Here is a 22,070-nt window from a genome sequence, read left to right as displayed (position 1 = left end):
CAGCGTGGCGGAGCTGTCTAATGGTGCTTCTTGTCCGGCATCTTGGTCGAGACGATATCGTCGGCCTTGACCCATCCGGGTGTGCCGATGGCGAAACGGGTTTTTGCGCGCGATGCGAGTTCTCGCGCTGTCTTGTTATCGCCTCGCAGAAACGCGGCTTGAGCCGATGCCAGATCGGCTTGTGCATAATCGCCCTTGCGGCCGTAAGCTATTGCAAGCTGCATATAACCGAGCGGGGCCTCCGGCTCCCGCGCCAGCGCCGCCCGCAAAATTGCAATAGCTTCGTCGGCATTGGTCTTGTTGTTCGAGGCCACAAGCGCCTGACCCAGCAACATCTCGATGAGCGGAGCGTTATGTGAGAGCTTGACGGCCTGCCGGAGCGGCGCGATGGCCTCGGCGGGACGGCCTCCCTCGAGCAGAGCCTGTCCGCGCACTTCGTGGAAATAGGGATTTCGGGGTTGCAGCTTGATCAGCGCATCGATTTGTTCAACGGCCGAGCGAAGATCGCCATGCAGGTACGTGCTGATGGCATGCGCGTATCGGGCGGGCAGGCTGGTGTCGGAGCGCGGATAGCGCCGGTATACCGTATCCTCACGTTCCATGAACGCCGATATCTTGGCGCGTACCATATCATGGCGCATTTGCAGGGCTGGATCGTCCTTCTTGTTCCAGTTGGGGCTGGTCTTGACGAGTTCCGCGAGTGCGGCGACACGGTCGGCCGGCATCGGGTGCGACTGCACATAGGGGTCAGCGCCATGTGAGGCAAACAGGCTTTCGTCGGTAAAGCGCTTGAAAGTTTCGTACATCCCCCGGGCGGATTGCCCGGTGGCGTTGAGAAATTTCACGCCGGCCCGGTCGGCATTTTCCTCCTGCTGGCGCTGGTAGGCCAACAGGCTTCGGCGCGCGATCTCCTGCGGTGCGCTGATTGCGGCCGCGCCGATATTGCTCCCGGCGCTGTTGCTTCCGCCGCGGCCGGCTCCGGCGGCGATAGCGCCGGCGCCGAGCAGCATGGCGATGATGAGCTGGGTCTGGGTTCGGGCGAGTTGCTCGCGAAATTTGGACAGATGTCCGCCGGCGAGATGTCCGGTCTCGTGCGCGAGCACGCCGATCAGCTGGTTCGGCGTGGTCGATCGCATGATTGCGCCGTAGTTCACAAAGATGCGGCGACCGTCGGCGACGAAGGCATTGAAGGACTTGTCATTGATGATGACCATCTGAATGTTGTGCTTCTGCAGCCCCGCCACGCGCAGGATCGGCTGCGTATAGTCGCGCAGCAGTTGCTCGGTCTCGCTGTCGCGCAACACCGGCAATCCTTGGGCTTGCTGGGCATGGACCGGTAAAGAGGCGCTGGCGAGTGCGCAGACGGTGACAAGCGTAATCAGATTCGAGACAATACGACGTGCGGAGGCGAGGGGCCGCCGGATCACCTGTTCTCTGGTCAATGCCTTCGGAATCATTGGCGCTGGTTCGAATACATTGTATGTCCTAGTAACCTGCCGAATACGGCGGTAACGCGGCCTCAAGCGGTTTGTCTTGAGTGTGGCGGTTTCAGAAGTTTGCTTCGTTGTTCCGGCGAATCCGACAAACGAGCTTCCGAACCCAATCCACGCTGGATACTACAAGGTTGCTAGTATCCCCTCGGTATTCGGGACACTAGGCGAAAGCGCATTAGCAGATTTCCATGGTCGATGCGACATCGAGACAGCGGGCCGCCGGCGTGTTGGCGGCATCTAGCCGCAGCCAGGTTCCACCCTTCATGGTCATGGACGTCATGGCGGCGGCGGCGCGGATCGAGGCCGGGGGCGGACACGTCATTCACATGGAGGTCGGGCAACCCTCGGCGCCGGCGCCTCGTATCGCGCTGAACGCCGCCCGTGCCGCGCTGGAACGCGGCCGAATCGATTACACGCCCGCGCTCGGTATCTCCTCGCTGCGAGAACGGATCGCGCGACACTACCGCGAGGTTTACGGCTGCAAGGTTGGCCCGGAGCGTATCGTCGTGACGACGGGATCATCGGGCGGCTTCATTCTCGCGTTTCTTTCGATGTTCGAGCCCGGCGACCGCGTGGCAGTGACGGTGCCGGGCTATCCGCCGTACCGGCACATTCTGACTGCACTGGGCTGCGAGCCGGTGCTGATCGAGACATCAAGCGAAACCCGCCATGCCCTGACCGGCGACGCGCTGCTGTCGGCGCACCGCAAGGCGCCGTTGAAAGGCGTGCTGGTCGCAAGCCCGGCTAATCCCACGGGTACGATGATGTCGCGCGGGGCGCTGGCGCATTTGATGGCGGCCGCCGAAAGCGAAGGCATCCGCTTTATTTCCGATGAGATCTATCACGGTCTCGACTATGCGTTTCCCGCCGTAACCGCCGCAGAGCTTGCGCCTCGCGCCGTGGTGATAAACTCGTTCTCGAAATATTTCTGCATGACCGGCTGGCGCGTCGGCTGGATGGTGGTTCCTGAAGAACTGACGCGGCCGATCGAGCGGTTGCAGCAGAACCTGTCGATTTCGGTGCCGACGCTGTCACAAATCGCCGCCGAGGCAGCCTTTGCAGGTCGCGACGAGATGGAGATCGTAAAGCGCGGCTATGAGGAAAATCGTCAGATCCTGATTGCAGGTCTGCCGCAGGCCGGCTTGAGCGAATTCCTGCCCGCGGATGGCGCGTTCTACCTCTATGCAGACGTTTCAAAGTTCACGACGGACAGCCATGATTTCGCGCGCAAGATGCTTGAGCAGGCGCACGTTGCCGCGACCCCCGGCGTCGATTTCGATCCGGTGCGCGGCCGCTCATTCTTGCGATTCTCCTACGCCCGTTCGAGCGTTGAGATGCACGACGCGGTCGCCCGCATCAGGCGGTGGCTGACTTAAGCCTCCGCGGTCGTCCGGCTTACCCCGTCCGGCGCTTGGAGTCTTCCGCAAGTCTTGCCATTTTATTGCAATTCCTGACGAAAATTCGGTCGTTTAGCCATAAGCCGACGTTGCGCAGGGGGTTCGATTTTGGCATGGTCCCGCCGATTTGACGTCGCCTTGCGACAAAGCGGACTTCCCTTAACTACGACCGTTCGCGGGCTCGCGGCATTGTCGGGGCAACTTCCGGAATTCTGAGGCAAATTCAATGACAGCACTATGGGTGATTGTGCTCTGCGGAGCGCTCTCGATCGTTTATGCCATCTGGGCGACTTCGTCCGTATTGGGAGCTGATGCGGGAAATCCGCGGATGCAGGAAATCGCCGCGGCCGTGCGCGAGGGTGCGCAAGCCTATCTGCGCCGACAGTACACGACGATCGGAATAGTCGGCATCGTGATCTTCGGACTGCTTGCCTACTTCCTTGGGGTGCTCGTGGCAGTCGGTTTCGCCATCGGCGCGATCCTGTCCGGTGCAGCCGGTTTCATCGGTATGAACGTCTCGGTCCGGGCCAACGTTCGAACCGCGCAGGCTGCTACCAAGTCGCTGGCCGGCGGACTTGAACTCGCCTTCAAGGCGGGCGCGATCACGGGGATGCTGGTTGCCGGTCTGGCGCTGCTCGGTGTGACGATCTATTTCGCCTATCTGACACACTTTAGTGGTTACGCCGCGAACAGCCGCACGGTTGTCGATGCGATGGTTGCGCTCGGCTTCGGCGCATCGCTGATTTCAATTTTCGCCCGTCTCGGCGGCGGCATCTTCACCAAAGGCGCCGACGTCGGCGGCGATCTCGTCGGCAAAGTGGAAGCCGGCATTCCGGAAGACGATCCGCGCAACCCGGCGACGATTGCCGACAACGTCGGCGACAACGTCGGCGACTGCGCGGGCATGGCCGCCGACCTGTTCGAAACTTACGCAGTGACCGCGGTCGCCACCATGGTGCTCGCCGCGATCTTTTTTGCGACCTCGCCGTTGCTGGTAAATATGATGACGCTGCCGCTCGCCATCGGCGGCATTTGCATCATCACCTCGATCGTCGGTACGTTTTTCGTCAAACTCGGTACTAGCGAGTCGATCATGGGTGCGCTGTACAAAGGCCTGATCACCACCGGCGTCCTGTCGCTGATCGGCGTCGGCGCCGCCATTTATTGGCTGGTCGGCTTCGGTCCGCTGGAGGGCGTCCGCTATACCGGACTTGCGCTGTTCGCGTGCGGCGTTGCCGGTCTGGTCGTCACCGGTCTGATCATCTGGATTACCGAATACTACACCGGCACCGACTATCGTCCGGTGAAGTCGATCGCCTTGGCCTCGGTGACCGGGCACGGCACCAATGTTATTCAGGGCCTCGCGATTTCGATGGAAGCCACGGCGCTTCCGGCGATTGTCATCATTGCGGGCATATTGGTAACCTATAGCCTTGCCGGCCTGTTCGGCATCGCGATCGCCACCACCACCATGCTGGCGCTGGCCGGCATGGTTGTTGCGCTCGATGCTTTCGGTCCGGTGACCGACAACGCCGGCGGCATCGCCGAAATGGCCGGTCTTCCGAAGGAAGTGCGCAAGTCAACCGACGCGCTGGATGCGGTTGGCAACACCACAAAGGCCGTCACCAAGGGCTATGCGATCGGCTCGGCCGGTCTGGGCGCGCTGGTGCTGTTCGCGGCCTATAACCAGGACCTCAAGTTCTTCATCAGCGACGCCGCGCAACACCCTTACTTCCAGGGCGTCAACCCGGATTTCTCGCTGAACAATCCCTATGTCGTGGTCGGCTTGCTGTTCGGCGGTTTGCTGCCTTATCTGTTCGGCGCGATGGGCATGACTGCGGTGGGACGTGCGGCGGGCGCGATCGTCGAGGAGGTGCGTCGTCAGTTCCGGGAGAAGCCGGGGATTATGCAAGGCACCGATAAGCCCGACTACGGCAAGGCGGTGGACCTGCTGACGAAAGCGGCGATCAAGGAAATGATCATTCCGTCGCTATTACCGGTGTTGTCGCCGATCATTGTCTACTTCCTGATCTACACGATCGCCGGCGGCGGTGCTGCCGGCAAATCCGCCGCATTCTCAGCAGTAGGCGCCATGCTGCTTGGCGTGATCGTGACGGGCCTGTTCGTTGCGATATCGATGACCTCGGGCGGCGGCGCATGGGACAATGCCAAGAAGTATATCGAGGATGGCAATCATGGCGGAAAGGGCTCCGACGCCCACAAATCGGCGGTCACCGGCGACACGGTAGGCGATCCCTACAAGGATACGGCTGGCCCGGCGGTCAATCCGATGATCAAGATCACCAATATCGTGGCGTTGTTGCTGCTGGCGGTCCTGGCGCGCTGAGCCATCACGATGCGATTCAAAGAGAGACCCGCGGCGCGAGCCGCGGGTCTTCTTGCATCCGGGCATGCATACGACCGATGGAGGTCGCTCGTAAACTGGCCACAGCAAGCGATAAAGCCGCAGAAACATCAAACCGCGAAGGCAGAAAGTCGATGCACCGAAACGTCAGGCCGGTAGCCCCGAGTTCGATGCGGTTGTGAGCGCTGCCGTTAAGACGCTCCCAAAAGATTGAAATAAAAAAGGGCGGGATCAATCCCGCCCTCTGCGCAAATATGGAACACGAATCCGCTGAATGTGGGATTCTTATGCCTCGCTCACCACCAGGTGCGGCAGACGCGTCGGCCAGGGCCCCAGTAACGGCACCGACGACCCGGGCGAACCACAACCGGAGGCGCACCACGGTTCGCGCGGCAGCGGCCATATGGGCCGCGATGGAAGCCACGACCGCAGCCGCCGGTGATCTGAATGACATCCGCATTCGCTCCAGAGGCTGGCGGCGCCAATGGCATGGCGTCGGCGATACCGAAGGTCGAGACGGTGGCAACTAGAAGGGCTGCTGCAAAAATCGATTTCATTAATCGTCCTCTGGTTCGGCCGCGACATCGCGGCGACTTTAGCGACTCGCCGTGGGAAAGTCGGCCATGACTCTGTCCACAATCTGGCAAACCGGGTCAATTCGCTGAAAAGTTGAGCGGGTCTCGGCGTTACCGAAGCGCTGATTTTACGGCGGGCGGCGTCTCAGTGTCTTCGGTGCATTGGCGCGCACGGCGTGGGCGGGCGGCTGATTTTGTCATGCCTAACCGCGCGCTGGACCCGGAGGTCCGGAGAGTGCGGCGGGTTTCAGTCGAACTTCTACCTAGCATAACACGTCGTTTCCCAAGACAGGCTTGCAACGACACAAGCCGAAATCGCCGCGCAATTTATCGTAACGAAATTACGCTCAGTAGAGAGGCTAATTCCCAGCGACCTGATTTTTTAATGTACTTGGTTCATGAGGCGACGAGACTGGTTCTGGAGGATTTGCATCACTACTTTAAGAGGGCGGCCAAGCACGAAGAGGGCGCAATGGGTATCAATCAGGGTCCTATCAGCCTCGATCAGAAATACACCCAGGGATCAGGTCACGTCTTCATGACCGGCATTCAGGCGCTGGTCAGGCTGCCCATGGCGCAGATCCGCCGCGACCGAGCCGCTGGCCTCCACACCGCAGGCTTCATTTCCGGTTATCGCGGTTCGCCCCTCGGTGGCTACGATCAGCAGCTCTTTGCGGCCCGTCATCATCTCGACCGGCACGACATCAAATTCCAGCCCGGCGTGAACGAGGATCTGGCCGCGACAGCGGTCTGGGGTTCGCAACAACTCAATCTTTCGCCGGGTGCGCGCTATGACGGCGTCGTCGGGCTCTGGTACGGCAAGGGGCCCGGCGTCGACCGCTGCGGCGACGTGTTTCGCCATGGCAACGCTGCGGGTTCGGCGAAGAACGGCGGCGTGCTGTGCCTGGCGGGCGATGATCATGGCGCCAAATCCTCGACCCTGCCGCATCAGTCCGACCATGCGTTCATCGCTGCGCTGATGCCGTATCTCTATCCATCCAGCATCCACGAAATGATTGAGATGGGGCTGCTCGGCATCGCGATGTCGCGCTACTCCGGCTGCTGGGTCGGGATGAAAGTCATCACCGAGACGGTGGAAACGACAGCCGAGATTGATCTGACCGATGAGATGAAGCAGTTCATTCTTCCGCCCGATTTTGAAATGCCGCCGGGCGGACTGAATCTGCGCTGGCCCGACGACCGTTACGATCAGGACCGACGCTTGCAGGATCACAAGGGTTTTGCCGCCGTCGCGTTCGCGCGCGCCAACAAGATCAATCGCGTGACCATGGATTCGCCGAACGCGCGGTTCGGAATCATGGCGTCGGGAAAAAGCTACGAGGACATTCGCCAGGCGTTGCGTGAGCTGGGTGTTACCGAACAGGTCGCGGCAAAAATTGGCTTGCGGCTTTACAAGATCGGAATGCCATGGCCGCTGGAGCCGCAGGGCGTGCGCGAATTCGCCGTCGGCCTGGAGGAGATATTCATCGTCGAGGAGCGCCGCGAAATCGTCGAGAACCAGGTCAAGCAGGAGCTGTTCAACTGGCGCGACGACGTACGGCCACGCATCATCGGAAAGATGGACGATCACGACAGGCGCTTCCTGCCGTTCGCGCAGGAACTGGGCGTCGCCTCCCTGGCGACGTTCCTGACCGAGCGATTACTGCGCTTGAACCTTAATCCCGAAATCGCCGAAATGCTTCGCGCCAAGGCTGATTGGTTCAACGGTCGCCAGGCGTCGCAAATGCAGCCGGCGACCACGATCGCGCGTGTGCCGTATTTCTGCTCGGGGTGCCCCCACAACACGTCGACCAAGGTGCCAGCCGGCAGCCGCGCCATGGCCGGCATCGGCTGCCACTTCATGGCGATATGGATGGATCGCAACACTGAAACATATACCCATATGGGCGGCGAGGGCGTGCCCTGGGTCGGTACCGCGCCGTTCACCGATGAGAAGCACATTTTCGCCAACCTTGGCGACGGCACCTATTTCCATTCCGGGAGTCTGGCGATCCGGCAGGCGGCCGCTTCCGGCGCGAACATTACCTACAAGATTCTCTACAATGACGCGGTTGCCATGACCGGCGGGCAGCATATCGACGGCGAGTTGTCGCCGCAGCGGATCACCTCTCAGCTTTACGCCGAAGGCATCCGCGACATTTATCTGGTGTCGGAGAATCCGGACAGCTATCCGGCTGCCGATATCGCGCCGGGCACCCGGACCGCGCATCGCGATGACCTCGATGCGGTCATGAAAACCTGCCGCGAGACCAAGGGAGCTTCGGCCATTGTGTTCGTGCAGACGTGCGCCGCCGAGAAGCGGCGTCGGCGCAAGCGCGGCATCTTGGAAGATCCGCCGCGCCGGGTGCTTATCAATCCCGCGGTTTGCGAAGGCTGCGGCGATTGTTCGGTGCAATCGAACTGCATTTCGGTGGAGCCGCTGGAGACCGAGATGGGGCGCAAGCGCACCATCAATCAGTCGTCCTGCAACAAGGATTACTCCTGCCTCAAAGGGTTCTGCCCGTCGTTCGTCACGATCGACGGCGGACGCTTGCGAAAGCGCGCGCCGGCGGATCTCGGCGAGATAGGCGACCTGCCCGAACCGGTTTCGCGGCCTTCGCTGCACCGGCCCTACAATATTGGTGTCGGAGGGGTAGGCGGCACCGGCGTGCTGACCATCGGCGCGCTGCTCGGCATGGCGGCGCATATCGAGGGCAAGGCCAGCATGATCCTCGACATGTCCGGTCTCGCCCAGAAGGGCGGCGCGGTCTTGAGTCATGTCCGGCTGTCACAGCACCCCGCAGAGGTGACATGTTCGCGCATTGTCACCGGCACGGCCGATCTCGTCATTGCTGCCGACGAAGTGGTCGCGGCCGCCAAGGAAACGATCACGCTCTGCGAGTCGAACCGTACCTACGGTCTTATCAATACTCATCTCATTCCGACCGCCGGTTTCGTGCTTGATCGGGATTTCAATTTCCAGAGCGCCAAGGTTGGCCGCGTCCTCGAAACCGCGCTACGCAAGGATTCCACCTTCTTTAATTTTACCAGACCGGCAGAGACTCTCCTCGGAGATTCCATCGCCACTAATATGATGATGATGGGTTATGCCTATCAGAAGGGCTTGCTGCCGCTGACCGCGGCCGCAATCGAGCAGGCGATCGAAGTGAACGGTGTTGCCGTGAAAATGAATGTCGAGGCCTTCCGGCTTGGACGGCTTGCTGTGGTTGATCCGGCTCGTCTGGTCGCAATGATGAAAGGGACCGATGAAGCGGCCCCGCCGAAGGCGCTTGAAGACATGTCGCTGGACGAGATCATTGTGCATCGCTCGGCTCACCTTGCCGGATATCAGAATGCGAAGCTTGCGGACAAATATCGGGCGACAGTGAGCCGGGTCCGGCGGGCAGCAAAGGAGGGTGGCTACGGCGATGCCCTGCCGCGCGCGGTTGCGATCAACTACGCCAAATTACTCGCCTACAAGGACGAATACGAGGTGGCTCGGCTCTATACCGATGGCCGCTTCAGGAAGCAGGTCAGCGATCAGTTCGAAGGCGACTACAAGATCCGCTTCCATCTTGCGCCGCCACTGTTCGACGGCAAGAAAGACGCGCTCGGCCGGCCTGCCAAGAGGTCCTATGGCAAGCCGCTGATGATGCCGGTATTTAGTTTGCTGGCGAAACTGAAGGGCTTGCGCGGCACCGCCTTCGACGTTTTCGGATATAGCGCGGAGCGCCGGCTTGAACGAAGCCTGATAGCGCAATACGAAACCGATGTGGCCGCTGTGCTCGACAAGCTTTCGCCGGCCAATGTCGAAACCGCGATCGAACTGCTGTCGCTGCCTGATCGCATCCGGGGTTACGGTCCGGTCAAGGAGCAGGCGGCGGCTGACGCCAAGATCCGGCATGCGGAGTTGCTGCGCGACCTGGCGAGTCCTCCTCCGGTGCCGCGGCAGATGGCGGCGGAATAGGGGGCTGCATCGGCGATCCGGGGCCAATGGACGCTTTCCCGTAACCCAGCGATGCTCCCCGCGGGGTCGATCCTTGTGTTCCCCGAAGCGGCGATCCGTCCTATATAGGGCCATCGGAAGCCGGTCCAAACATCATGCCATCTGGGTTCGGAGTATTTTTTAAGCGGATACGATCGTCTTCGCTGTCGATCGGCCAGATTACCTTCGGCGGCTTCTTTCTGGTGCTGGCGATCATCGTGATAACCAGTGCAGCCAGTGTCGTTGCGACGCGTCATCTCGACAATACCTTCGCCGAATTACAGCGGCTGGATAGTGTCGTCGACCTCGCCGAGGAACTCGACCGCCGCATGAACGAATTGCGGCTGGCGGCGCGAGACTACGTCACCGATCCGACCGCTCAATCCAGCCGAGTGTGGGGCGCCACGTCGTCGTTTAACGAACTGCTTAAAAAGACGCGCATCAAGCTCGCTCCGGAACAGCAGGAGATGATCGATGGCGTCACACCACGGCTGGAGAATTATCGCAAGGGGATAGAGCAGGCGGCGAACCTGATTGCGGACCGTGCGAATCTGATCGAAACGCTGCCGCCGCTTCGCGAGAAGCTCGAACGCGTCATCGAACAGTCCGCCGATCAGTCTACATCAAGGACACTGTTTCGTGCACAAAGCGATGTCGCTGCCGCGCTGCTTGGGCATGATCCCACGACCGCGGAGCAGGCAGCCGAAAAGATGCGCGCCATTCATGTCGGCGAACCCAAGGTGCGCGCAGCCGTTGAGGCGTACGCCAATGCCGTCATTGCGATATCCTTGAGGGAGCGGAAGATAGCAAATCTCGACAGGGATGTGCTGGGCGCGGAAGGGCGGCTGATCGGGCGAGTAACGGAGCTGTTGCGCGAACTCAGCGCGGAACGTGAGCGGGTGCTGTCGGGCGATTTTGCCCGGACGCTTGCTGAAACCAAATGGCAGAGCATCGTTCTTGGCAGCGTTGGAATCGTGATCGGGTTGCTTGCGGCGGCGTTCGTGGTCCGCCGGACGGTCCGTCCGCTGAAAGCGATCGCGAGGGCGATCCGGAAGCTAGCTGGCGGCCAGAAGGAAAAATCGATCCCGTCAACCGATGTCAAAAACGAAATCGGGGATATCGCACGGGCCGCCGAGGTGTTTCGCAGAACGCTCGTTGAAGCGGACTCCGCGCGTGAAGCAGCCGTTCGAGCGCTTGCCGAGCAACGCCTCGCCGAGGAGAGCTATCGTAAGCTCTTCGAAGGTTCGGTCGACGGAATTTATGTTACGACGCCGGCCGGTCAGCTGCTCGATGCCAATCCGGCGCTGGCGCGGATAATGGGATATGATACCCCCGACGATCTCATCCGTGGCATCGGTGACAGCGCGCAGACGGTTTACGTCGATGCCGATGCGCGCGCCAAATATCAGTTACGAATGGAGCGCGACGGAACCGTCCGCGGGTTCGAATACCAGGTGCGTCAGAGCAATGGCGACATCCTCTGGCTCTCCGATAGCGCCACCGCGATACGCGACGAGAACGGCCGCATTGTCCGTTATGAAGGCGTGGTTCGCGACATCACAGATCAGCGGAGAGCTGAAGAGACGATTGCCGAAGGACGGCGCCTGCTGCAACTGGTGATCGACACCGTGCCCGCGGTGATCAACGTCAAGAATGCCGAACTGCGTTACGTGCTGATGAATCGCTACATGGCGGGCATCTTCGGGATCGAACCCGCGGACGCGATCGGACTGACGGCGAACGAGGTCATGTCGCGTCACGATGCGGCGAAGACGGATGAAACCGACAGGCGGGTCCTTGAAAGTGGTAAGGAACTTGGCTTCTACGAAGAAGAGTATAAGGATGCGTCGGGCGAGATGCGGCAATGGCTGGTCAACAAGCTGCCGATCCTCAGCGCCGACGGCCACGTCGAGAACATCGTGACGGTCGCGCTCGATATCGGCGACCGCAAGCGAAGCGAACAGGAGATGCGACGCGCTAAGGACGCGGCCGAGGCGGCGCTGCGTAATCTGCGCGAAACACAGAACTCGCTGATCGAGGCGGAAAAACTTGCGGCGCTCGGTCGTCTGGTGGCGGGCGTTGCTCACGAGGTCAACAATCCGGTCGGCATCAGCCTGACGGTGGCCTCTTCGCTGGAACGCAAAATTGCCCTGTTCGCCGAGGAGGTCGAGCGTGGTCAGTTGCGGCGCTCAAGCCTCAGCGATTTCATCGCGGCCAATCGTAATGCTGCGTCTCAACTTGTTGCAAACCTCAATCGCGCTGCCGAACTGATTCAGTCGTTCAAGCAGGTTGCCGCTGACCGCAACTATTCGGACAAGCGAACTTTCGATCTCGGCGAACTCACCGAACAGGTCGTGATGAGTCTGCGCCCCGGTCTGCGCAAGCACAATGTGACGCTGACGGTCGATTGCGAGCCGGATCTCACGATGAGCAGCTATCCAGGACCTTACGGTCAGGTGCTGACCAACCTTTTCCTTAATTCGGTGGCGCACGCCTTTCCGGACGGCAAGGGCGGGGCGGTCGATATCAACGTGAGGGGACTTGGCGCGGACAATGTCGAGATTTTGTTCTCCGACAACGGCTGCGGCATGAGCCTGGACGTGCGGCGCAAGGCATTCGATCCGTTCTTCACGACGCGGCGTGATCAAGGCGGCACCGGTCTTGGTTTGCACATCGTCTTCAACATCGTGACGAACCGCCTGGGAGGGCGTCTCGAGCTTGATTCTGATACCGGGCAGGGCACGCGGATAAGGATCATTTTACCGCGGGTCGCCCCGATGGAACTCGCCGCGGAATGACAGAGCATGATCCCGAAAAGTGGAAACCGGTTTTCGGAAAAGATCATGGTCAAATAAAAAGATAAGCGACGAGTCTGGTTCAACGCAGGTTGAAACAGACTCTGGATCGCCTGCTGGCGATTACCTCGGAACAAAACGTCCGGTTCATTCCAGCATCGTGAGTTCGGGAAAAGTTGGAACCTGAGCGTTACACCAGGCCGAGAGTTTCCAGGGAATTGGATTGCCGGGGCCCGACGCCCTCGCAAACGGTGGGAAGGATAGCGGTCAATCCGTTTCCGCCAGCTTTCGCAGCGTGGCCTCGAAAATCTGACTCGCCTTTCCGACAAGCGCCGTGCCGTTCATCGTGCCGGTCGTATCCGTGAATGTCCCGGTAACACCGATTCCCACCGACTCCGAATTGCCAAACAGCAGGTTCACGTCACGACTTGGCGTATGGCGTTGAACCAGAACTTCACCCCTGAACGTACCATCCTCTTTTGTGAAATAGCTGCCCGTGTAGAATAGATAGGCGTCGCCGCCGAGAATTTTGCCATTGCGGAACATCACTACGCCACTGCCCTTGCCCACACGCCCGTCAAGCAAGGCGATATGAACCGAATACAACCCATTTTTCATGGTGATCCGCTCGCAGCCGCAAATTTTATCTTGTCCCGGTGTCATTATGTCAAAGAGGACGCGAGCGCGTCAATGCGGCAACGCTCGGACCGACCTCCTATTAGTTGGGTGGTGTCACGGTCACTGTGTGCCAACTACGCCAGCCTGCGCCGCGCTCCAGCCTGCGCGACGCATAATCGCACCCGCAAGAGCAAAGCGTCGCCATCCGCGGGCGTACCATCACCGTTAAAGTAGCTGGAGCCGCGCGGCGGCAATGGCCCTGGATCGGCAGGCATTCGTCGCCGGATGCCGGCGCGGAAACAGCGGCGCTGCGAGCGGAAACTGACGATAATCGGCAATGTCCAGCATTGGACCGACGCGCTCGATGCTCGAGGGCCCCGAAACCAGTCAGACGAGGCTGTTGCCCTCGACTCTGCGGAACTCCTTGCTCTCCCGATCGAGCGCATAGAGCGAACCCTCGGCGATGCCAAAATAGGCGCCATGCAGGCGAAGATGCCCGCTCTCGACGGATCTCTGCACGAACGGAAAGGTCATCAGGTTCTCGATGCTGCGGAACACCGCCGTCTTTTCGATGCGAGTAGCGAATTCTTTCCTCGTCTCCCCTTCGCGCTGCTCGATGACCTCGCCGGGCTTGATGACCATCGCCATCCACCGGCCGATGAAATCGCCGGACGATAGCGGCGCAGCCTTGTTGATGATGGCGCTGATGCCGCTGCATTGCGCGTGACCGAGAATCACGATGTGCTTCACCTTGAGGACTTCCACCCCAAATTCCAGCGCGGCCGAGATACCATGAGCGCTGGCGTCGGGCTGATAGACCGGCACCAGGTTGGCGATGTTGCGCACGACGAACAGTTCGCCGGGCCTGGCATCGAAAATCACCTCCGGGGAAACGCGCGAATCGCAGCAGCCGACCACCATCGTTTCAGGCGACTGCCCGCGTTCGGACAGCGCGCGATAGCGTGATTGCTCGATCGGTAGCCGTTGTGTGGTGAAGGCGCGATAGCCGTCGATCAGGCGTTGTGGGAAAGCGCTCATGTCGCACCGGGAAAAGCGGCACCGGACAAAACAAGGATCGCGATATGGTTTTCACGAGTAACCGCGCCTTGGCGAAAATTTAAAAAAACAAATGCCATTGTTGCGCTGACCATCCGGAGCAGTCCACCTATTATACGTCGTTCACAATACTAGTCTAGCGCCGACCGCATTACGCACGATCGGGGCAGGGTAATCAGATGCCGGGCAGGGATGGCAGATTGCCGACCTGGTATTGATCGCCCCGGATAGTCGACGATCGCGTCGATGTTCTTCGTCATCGAATAGAGATTGCACATTCCTACCGGGCCAGGGCCGCACCACCGGCCGAAAGCGTGGCGCACTGCATCGGAAAGCGCACCACGCTCAGGTCGCATTCGCCGAGCGCGATGCCTGTTCGTCGAAGAGGCGGTGCAATATGTCCCGGTCGAGATGGAGACGACCGCCCGCTGCTTCGAAATTCTTCCCCCAGTCTATGAGCATCGTCAGACAAGCGTGATCAATATAGGTAAGTCGGCCCAGATGGATATGCGCGTGATAGCCTGGCGGAATCTCTTCCAAAGCACTCGCGAACCTCGGCAGGCGGATGAACGTCGCGGCGCCGTCCAGGAACATATGCACGAAGCGTGAATCGTCATCCTTTTCGATCCTGATGGCGAGATGGGTGAAAGTGTAAACAAGCCTGGCCAGCGACACGCCGATGCCGAGCAAGATGCCTGTGAGGAGATCAAATCCGATGACGCCTGCGAAGGTGACGCCGAAGACGAGGACTTCGATACGATCCTGCCGCCAGAGGTTTTTGGCGAAATCCACTTTTATGAGCTTCACCCCGGTGTAGACGAGGATGGCGGCGAGAGCGGCGATGGGAATCATGCTGAGGAGTTGCGGCAACAGCAGCACGAAGAGCAGCATCCAGGCGCCATGCAGAAAACTCGAGAGGCGTGTGCGCGCGCCCGCCATGATATTGGCGGAGGTGCGCACGATCACGCCGGTGATCGGCAGGACGTTCAGGAGACCGCACAGGATGTTGCCAGTTCCCTGCGCGATAAGTTCGCGGTTGTAACCCGTGCGCTCTGCGTGGCGCTGGAGGGAGTCCGCGGCCGTGGCGGTAAGCAGGGATTCCGCGCTGGCGACGAAGGCGAGGGACAGACCGGCGAACCACACGCCGATGTCGCGCAGTGCGTCAAGATCGGCAAGGCGTGGCGCGCGCGCCGCGTCGAGCAGACGCTCCGGCACAGGCACGCACCTCACGTCGAGATCGAATGAGGATGCCGCCGCCGTGGCGGCGACGACGCCGAGCAGCGCGGCCGGCACGAGCTTTAGCGCTTTTGGGGCGAGGGCCGCCCATAGGAAGAGGATCGTGATCGTCAGGAGACCGATGACGGCCGCGGGCCGATGCGCTGGTTCGGTGATGCCTTTGAAAACTGCTTTCGGAATGAGCCACAGATTGATGACGCCGCCAAACTCCCTACCCGTGCCGGGCGGGATGTCGTCGACCATGACGTGAAACTGCGAGGCGAAGATCAGCACGCCGATGCCCGCGAGCATTCCCTGAATGAGCGACGGCGACACGGCGCGGAATACGGGACCCAGCCGAAAGAGCCCCGCGACAATCTGAACGAGTCCGCCGATCGTCACGATGATCCCAAGCGTCTCGAAGCCATATTTCTGAATGAAATCGACGACCATTACCGTGAGGCCCGCGGCGGGGCCGCTCACCTGCAAGGGACTGCCCGAGAGCGGTCCGACGACAAGGCCGCCAATGATCGCCGTCACCAAGCCCACGGAGGCCGCCTTTTCCATCGGCACCCCGGAGGCGATCGCTATGCCCATCGACAGCGGCAGCGCCACAAGGAAAACCACGACGGATGCGAAAATGTCATGCCCGAGCGATCGCGCATGCGGCGCCTTCAACAGAAGCATGAGCCTCTCCTCCTCGAACCGGCAAAGAAATAATAAGGGAACCTTGCCCTCCGCTCTGGCGGCGCCGAAAGCCGGATTTCCATGCTCGAGTTCATTTACGGAGCCTAATGGCCCAATGGTCTAGATGTCCACGCCGCTTAATGACCTGTTTGCAAGGAGCGCGCGGAAAATCTTCTACCGGGTGGAAGGTTTAGTCAGGATAGCCAATGACCGCTCCTCGGTGTTCCGCAGAGGGTGTCAACCACAGTACGAATTTCCGCAGCAATCAAGGCTCGGGTAAACTTGTGAAATGGTTCGAGTGGAATGTCCGACGGTGTAAACGGGTTCTCTCACTCTTTGCCAACAGCGACCCGCTTGGGAGGGTTCCGCCGATCGGTGCTGCAAGTGAACTGCTTGGGTTGACGTTCTGACCCGGATAGGTCGGTTCCCTTTTCACAGCAGGAATGGCCTGTTACCTATTGCGTAACGAGGCATGTTTTATTCGAGATCTCGTACAGTCGGCATCTCCTGCTTCCATGCAAGGATGCAGGAGATCGGGCAGCTTGTGACCGAGATCTCGTATGTGACGTTTCGATACGCCACGAGCAGCGAGAAATGATTTTAGGGAAAGGTCGAGTTGGCTACCTTCGGAGCAGCAGCCCGCCCGCTCCGTTTCGACGGGGCTTTTCTATCCGGACGCGAGTGGCAGAAAGTATAACGCCACCATCGGAACGAGGACACTAAGCACGACAACCGCCATCACGTATTTTTCGAGCGGCGTTATTTCCCTACGTTTCCGATCAGTTCGACTTGCCTTGGTTCGGGCATCATCCTTGTGTTGTTCCAACGTCACGCTCCATGTGTGTGTCCGCCCTCCTGCTGAACATACACCTGCAGCCGTGGTTCGCTCCCGATCGCCGAGCATGGCAGGCCCGTCATGCTGGCATGGGGCCGGGCATTGAATTTGGGATGAGCTATGGCTCGCGCGCGGCTGTCGGCCGCGCGCCGTCGCTTGTAACTCTCGTGAGGTTTCTATTTGCGACGTGAGAACGCGCTCTTAATAGAGCACCATACGGTCTCTCGGGTAAGCCGGACGCTTAGAATCAGATTGCCGATCGTTGGCGTCACCTATGGCTGGTGACGTTGGATCCAGACTCACTCCCCACTTGGCTGGTCCACTTCGCTACCATCATAGCAAACGTGACGATCGCCCAAGCAGTGAACCCGAACAGGGCCGCAGCAATCAACGTTTTTCGCATCGGCAATTCTCTTCATGAAAGCCGGATAACGTCCTCAGAATCAGCGGACCGTAATCTGGATCACACCCGCGCGAAAGCGCTCCGTGTGAGGATGATTCCTTAGCCTCAGCGTGGGAGGGGGAGGGCTCAGCGAACCTCGAGCCAACAGAGAAGAGATGCTGGCAGCGTGCGCGCGAACGATCGCGATGATGCAAACCAAGATCCGGAAAGTGTTTATTTTACTCGGAGTTAAGTGGTGCGCTCGGAGAGATTCGAACTCCCGGCCCTCGGAATCGAAATCCGATGCTCTATCCAGCTGAGCTACGAGCGCACGGCCTCCTTATAGGAACTGCGGGGTCCCGATGTCACGCGATTTGCAAGGCCCAACTTTCAGCATGGATCAGGCGACTTCAGCTCAGACTGCCTCAATCCTTGGGTGAAGCTCAGGTCGTTCTCGCCGCAGGTTGGAGCTGCCTCCGCCAAGTTATTGATTTTACTGAACCAATGTGTGGTAAAAAGGTGACGCCGATCTAAAATCGTGCCAACGTGTGGCTATCGTTGTTCCAATCGGAGAGCCTGTCGCTAATCTGGCCGTCATAACGCTGTGAATTTGCTCCATATTTAGTTCCACGGAGATGGAAAGGAGCCTCGCATCGAAGTTAGTTTTGGGTAGTGGCGTGAAATTTATTCAGACCGCGAAAGTCGCGTCCGTCTTGTTGACGATGACTGCTTGTTGCTCGGGGGCCGCGGCGCAATCGACGACATCATCTCCTATTTCAGCGGCTTCCGCCGTTCAGCAGGATTACGATGCGCTGTTCCAGCAGATGTACAAAAACCCCTCCGACCTGGAGGTCAGTTTCAAGTTCGCAGAGCAAGCCGTCAAACGCGGCGATTATGAAGCCGCTATCGGCGCCCTTGAACGGATGCTGTTCTTCAATCCCAATTTGCCGCGGGTCAAACTCGAACTGGGCGTGCTGTATTTCAAGCTCGGCTCATACGAACTGGCACGCAGCTATTTTCAGGAAGCGATCAAGGCGGCTGACGCCCCTGACGACATTCGCGCTCAGGTCCGCGCCTATCTGACCGAGATCGATCGCCGGCTTGCGCGGTACGAGTTCAGCGTATTTACCACCGCCGGCCTGCGCTATCAGACCAACGCCAACCTCGGTCCCTCAAGCCTCATGGTGCGCGCGCTCGGTCAGGACGCGATTCTCAACAGTGCGTACGGCAAGAATCCAGACTGGAATATGTTCCAGACACTTACCGCCAACTATGCCTATAAGATCGGCACGCGGGGGGACGCCATCGAAGCTAGTTTCCTGGGCGTCAATTCGCGCCAATACAGACTCAATCAGTTCAACCTTGGCCTGGTCGAGCTCGTGGTCGGCCCGCGCATTGCTATTGGACAGAACGCATCGTTCAAACTTTACGGCATCGGCGACCAGGCGTGGCTTGGGGACGCCACTTACTTTTCGGCCGGCGGCGGCGGCGTGTCCGCGCGCACGGCGCTCGGCGATCGCGGTATTCTGGAAGCGTTCGTTGAGCAGCGGCACCGCGATTTTTCGAACTCGTCCAACTTTCCGACGGCCGGCCAACAGACCGGAGACCTGCTATCGGCGGTGGTGACCTCGGATTTACGCTTCGGGCCGCTGCACTGGACGGCGCGCGCCGGATTCGAGCAAAATCGTGCTATCTTCGATTATTATTCCTACAAGCGCTATTCCATCGACATGGCTTTCCCGTATGGGTTCATCTTGCCGGTGTTCGGCACGCCGCACCGATTCGTGATCGCGCCGACGATTGGCTTTAGCTGGGCCAATTTTGATGCGCCCAATCCGATCGTCGATCCTTTTCAGGTGCGGAACGATAGGGAGCAACGGTACGGCGCGATCTTCGATGCTCAAGTGTACCGGAACGTCGGCCTGCGGACTCAGATCCTGTACACCAAGATCGACTCGTCGCTGCCGAACTACACGACCGACAACTTCTCAGTCTCGATCGGACCGACCGCGCGGTTCTGAGCCTAGCCTGCGCCGATACGCCTGACGTCAAAACCGGGCGGCGAAGCCGACAGTGAACCGCCAGGTACGACCGCGTCCTTCGCCGATGCATCAGCGGTCATCTGAAATGAGTCTGATCGATTTTGTTTTTGTGCGCCAAACGGATCGGATTCGGCTAATGTGCCGGTTATATTCGCGGTGTCGTTGTGTCCGCGAGTGTTGAGCCGATCATAGAATCATTAAACCGGGATCCAGACCCTTTGTCGTCCCTTGATTGCGCTGAGTCAGGCTTGCGCAGAAGGTCCGCGGAAGCGGGTCGCGAGCCGACAAGATTTTCAGACTGTATCGGCCATCATGTTCGTCTGTTCACATCTGCCGAGACGGACCGATGAAGGCTGCGACGCGTTTGCGCAGCACCTTGCGCGTACGGATGATGCTGGCGTGGGCGCGCCTGCGCAGACTGACGCGCAACAAGAATCTTCGTGCGGTCGGTGCGGCGGTGTTGACCCTTGTGCTTCTCACTTCGCTACGCGCTTATGACCCGCGCATCGTCACCGAACTGAAGGAACGTACGTTCGACACCTATCAGCGGCTCAAGCCACGCGCCTATACCGATCTGCCTGTGCGGATCGTCGATATCGATGAAGCCTCGATTTCGGAATACGGCCAGTGGCCCTGGCCGAGGACACGTCTTGCCGCGCTAACCCGTCGGCTTGCCGATCTCGGTGCCGGCGTGGTCGCCTACGATGTCATCTTTTCCGAACCGGATCGTACGACGCCGCGCCGGCTCGCCGACGATTTGAAGGATTCCGGCGCACCGGATATCGATCAGACCGTGAAGCTGCTCGCGAATCTGCCTGACCACGATCAGGCGTTCGCCGATGCTATAGGCAAGACAGGGGTCGTACTCGGCTTTGCCGCCCTCGGCACCGCCAATGACAAGCGCCCGCCGGTCCGGGCCGGACTGGCCTTTGTCGGCGTCAATCCGACAAAGGTGCTTGCGCCGTTCCATGGCACGGTGTCGAGCCTGCCGGCACTCAACGAAAAGGCGTCAGGCATCGGAGGCATCAATCTAAGCTCGCACGACCGTGGCGGCATCGTGCGCCGGGTTCCTATGCTGTTTTCCGACGGCGTGAGCATCTATCCCAGCCTTGCGATCGAGGCGTTGCGTGTCGCTCAGAACCAGAAAAGCATCGTCGTGCGAGGGACGGGAGCGAGCGGCGACACTGATACGGGCAGCGACGCGCTAATCGATATGCGGGTCGGCGCGTTCAAGTTGCCGTTAACAAGCAACGGCGAATCCCGGATCTATTTCAGTCGCGACCGGCCACAACGTTACGTATCGGTAAAGGACATTCTCGATCCCGCAAAGGAGGTCGCGGTGAAGCCGCTGATCGACGGCGCGATTGTCCTCGTCGGCGCATCGGCTGCCGGTTTGATGGATTCGCGCGCAACGCCTCTGGGCGGCCCGGTTCCGGGCGTCGCGATCCAGGCGCAGTTGATCGAGCAGATCCTCGCACAGGACTTCATCGAGCGTCCGGATTGGACCGACGGACTGGAAATCGTTCTGACCGTATTATTTGGCGCATTGGTCGCCGGCCTCGTCCTGATATTCGGCGCCCGGTTCTCGTTCTATGCTGGTGTGGTGGGATTTGTCGCGGGGCTTGCGGGATCGTGGATCGCCTTCTCGCATTTTCGACTGTTGATTGATCCCATCTTCCCGTCGCTGGCGGCGCTGGCAGTCTATATCGCCGTAGAGCGCGTGCTTCACGTTGCATCCGATCGAGAGAAGAAATTCGTGCGGCAGGCCTTCGGTCAGTATCTCGCGCCGGAATTGCTCACCCAGCTTGAAAATTCGCCGCAAGGGATGCGCCTCGGTGGCGAGTCCCGAGATATTTCCGTGATGTTCATGGATGTTCGCGGGTTTACTCCGATCTCTGAAGCTCTGACCGCGACCGAACTTGTCGAGTTCATCAATACGCTGCTGGCGCCGTTGTCGGATGCGATACAGGATGAACTGGGGACCATCGACAAGTACATCGGCGATTCGATCATGGCATTCTGGAATGCGCCGGCCGACGTACCCGATCACGCGACCCGGGCCTGCCAAGCCGCTCTCAAGATGCGTGAGGCGCTCCGCGCGCTCAACGATGCGGACGTCTTTGGATTCTCTGCGCGTGGGTTTGAAGACTCCCGTGTGAGGATCGGGATCGGCATCAATGCCGGACTGGCTTGCGTCGGCAATATGGGATCGCAAAGGCGATTCAATTATTCGGCCATGGGCGATGTTGTGAATGTGGCGGCACGAATCGAGTCGGCAAGCAAGGTGCTTGATGTGGACCTTCTGGTTTCGGAAGACGTGGCCAGACGGGTCAAAGGAATTGCGCTTCTCGAGGCGGGCGAGATCCTGTTGAAAGGAAAGTCACGGCCCACAAAAATTTACGCGATCGTCGGCGACGGTTCGGTGGCGGCATCGCCGGAGTTCACCGAATGGAAGGGACAGCACGGCGTGCTGTTGACCGCGATCGAATCCGGCCATGCGCTTGAGGCGACGGTCGCCCTGGCCCGGTGCCAAGAGTTCGCCGGCGAAGACATGCAGGATTTCTATCACCGCCTGGCCGAACGGATCGTACCGCTCCACGCGACGTGAAGACAACGCGTCAATTC

11 protein-coding genes and 1 tRNA gene are annotated in these 22,070 nt (G+C 59.9%); 6 read left to right on the top strand and 6 right to left on the bottom strand.

The genetic code is table 11. The annotated features are described in order from the left end of the window. Nucleotides 1–17: 17 nt before the first annotated feature. A complete protein-coding gene (locus NB311A_RS16080) occupies nt 18–1,457 on the bottom strand; it encodes a M48 family metalloprotease (protein ID WP_009799694.1) in 1,440 nt (479 codons plus the stop codon). A gap of 224 nt (nt 1,458–1,681) precedes the next feature. Between NB311A_RS16080 and NB311A_RS16075 the strand changes: the two genes are divergently transcribed. Together NB311A_RS16075 and NB311A_RS16070 are read left to right on the top strand one after the other, a co-directional pair. Then, nucleotides 1,682–2,869, top strand: coding sequence for a pyridoxal phosphate-dependent aminotransferase (locus tag NB311A_RS16075; protein WP_009799693.1), 1,188 nt, complete (start codon nt 1,682–1,684; stop codon nt 2,867–2,869). Between the two features lie 247 nt (nt 2,870–3,116). Continuing rightward, complete coding sequence (locus NB311A_RS16070; RefSeq protein ID WP_009799692.1) at nt 3,117–5,237, top strand: sodium-translocating pyrophosphatase; 2,121 nt, start codon at nt 3,117–3,119, stop codon at nt 5,235–5,237. A 314-nt stretch (nt 5,238–5,551) separates the two neighbouring features. Here the strand turns inward: NB311A_RS16070 and NB311A_RS22710 are convergent, their stop codons facing one another. Continuing rightward, on the bottom strand, nt 5,552–5,812 hold the full coding sequence (locus NB311A_RS22710) for a GCG_CRPN prefix-to-repeats domain-containing protein (protein ID WP_009799690.1): 261 nt from the start codon (nt 5,810–5,812) through the stop codon (nt 5,552–5,554). Nucleotides 5,813–6,302: 490 nt separating this feature from the next. Between NB311A_RS22710 and NB311A_RS16060 the strand changes: the two genes are divergently transcribed. Continuing rightward, the gene (locus tag NB311A_RS16060; RefSeq protein ID WP_040675732.1) at nt 6,303–9,797 is read left to right on the top strand and encodes an indolepyruvate ferredoxin oxidoreductase family protein; all 3,495 of its coding nucleotides are present in this window, start codon (nt 6,303–6,305) and stop codon (nt 9,795–9,797) included. Nucleotides 9,798–9,931: 134 nt separating this feature from the next. Next, nucleotides 9,932–12,613: a PAS domain S-box protein gene (locus NB311A_RS16055; RefSeq protein ID WP_009799688.1), complete on the top strand. Its 2,682-nt coding sequence runs from the start codon at nt 9,932–9,934 to the stop codon at nt 12,611–12,613. 264 nt (nt 12,614–12,877) lie between these two features. On the opposite strand, the gene NB311A_RS16050 is transcribed toward NB311A_RS16055, so the two are convergent. The 4 genes from NB311A_RS16050 to NB311A_RS16035 form a co-directional block, all read right to left on the bottom strand. Continuing rightward, the gene (locus tag NB311A_RS16050; protein WP_009799687.1) at nt 12,878–13,228 is read right to left on the bottom strand and encodes a GrlR family regulatory protein; all 351 of its coding nucleotides are present in this window, start codon (nt 13,226–13,228) and stop codon (nt 12,878–12,880) included. Nucleotides 13,229–13,615: 387 nt separating this feature from the next. Then, the gene (locus NB311A_RS16045; RefSeq protein ID WP_009799685.1) at nt 13,616–14,266 is read right to left on the bottom strand and encodes a carbonic anhydrase; all 651 of its coding nucleotides are present in this window, start codon (nt 14,264–14,266) and stop codon (nt 13,616–13,618) included. Nucleotides 14,267–14,629: 363 nt separating this feature from the next. After that, nucleotides 14,630–16,186: a SulP family inorganic anion transporter gene (locus NB311A_RS16040; protein WP_009799684.1), complete on the bottom strand. Its 1,557-nt coding sequence runs from the start codon at nt 16,184–16,186 to the stop codon at nt 14,630–14,632. 1,471 nt (nt 16,187–17,657) lie between these two features. Then, nucleotides 17,658–17,734: transfer RNA gene (locus tag NB311A_RS16035), tRNA-Arg, on the bottom strand. Nucleotides 17,735–18,080: 346 nt separating this feature from the next. On the opposite strand from NB311A_RS16035, the gene NB311A_RS16030 reads away from it, so the two are divergent. Further along, the gene (locus NB311A_RS16030; RefSeq protein WP_009799681.1) at nt 18,081–19,424 is read left to right on the top strand and encodes a lipopolysaccharide assembly protein LapB; all 1,344 of its coding nucleotides are present in this window, start codon (nt 18,081–18,083) and stop codon (nt 19,422–19,424) included. A gap of 367 nt (nt 19,425–19,791) precedes the next feature. Next, nucleotides 19,792–22,053: a CHASE2 domain-containing protein gene (locus tag NB311A_RS16025; protein WP_009799680.1), complete on the top strand. Its 2,262-nt coding sequence runs from the start codon at nt 19,792–19,794 to the stop codon at nt 22,051–22,053. The last annotated feature ends 17 nt before the right edge of the window (nt 22,054–22,070 follow it).

Source organism: Nitrobacter sp. Nb-311A, assembly GCF_000152905.1.
In the GTDB taxonomy this organism is placed as follows: domain Bacteria; phylum Pseudomonadota; class Alphaproteobacteria; order Rhizobiales; family Xanthobacteraceae; genus Nitrobacter.
This window is presented reverse-complemented; position numbering and strand designations above follow the sequence as displayed.

What these genes read in the sequence shown, in the direction of transcription:
- NB311A_RS16080 (WP_009799694.1), bottom strand. Translation starts at nt 1,457, where the DNA reads ATGATTCCGAAGGCATTGACCAGAGAACAGGTGATCCGGCGGCCCCTC.
- NB311A_RS16075 (WP_009799693.1), top strand. Translation starts at nt 1,682, where the DNA reads ATGGTCGATGCGACATCGAGACAGCGGGCCGCCGGCGTGTTGGCGGCA.
- NB311A_RS16070 (WP_009799692.1), top strand. Translation starts at nt 3,117, where the DNA reads ATGACAGCACTATGGGTGATTGTGCTCTGCGGAGCGCTCTCGATCGTT.
- NB311A_RS22710 (WP_009799690.1), bottom strand. Translation starts at nt 5,812, where the DNA reads ATGAAATCGATTTTTGCAGCAGCCCTTCTAGTTGCCACCGTCTCGACC.
- NB311A_RS16060 (WP_040675732.1), top strand. Translation starts at nt 6,303, where the DNA reads ATGGGTATCAATCAGGGTCCTATCAGCCTCGATCAGAAATACACCCAG.
- NB311A_RS16055 (WP_009799688.1), top strand. Translation starts at nt 9,932, where the DNA reads ATGCCATCTGGGTTCGGAGTATTTTTTAAGCGGATACGATCGTCTTCG.
- NB311A_RS16050 (WP_009799687.1), bottom strand. Translation starts at nt 13,228, where the DNA reads ATGAAAAATGGGTTGTATTCGGTTCATATCGCCTTGCTTGACGGGCGT.
- NB311A_RS16045 (WP_009799685.1), bottom strand. Translation starts at nt 14,266, where the DNA reads ATGAGCGCTTTCCCACAACGCCTGATCGACGGCTATCGCGCCTTCACC.
- NB311A_RS16040 (WP_009799684.1), bottom strand. Translation starts at nt 16,186, where the DNA reads ATGCTTCTGTTGAAGGCGCCGCATGCGCGATCGCTCGGGCATGACATT.
- NB311A_RS16025 (WP_009799680.1), top strand. Translation starts at nt 19,792, where the DNA reads ATGAAGGCTGCGACGCGTTTGCGCAGCACCTTGCGCGTACGGATGATG.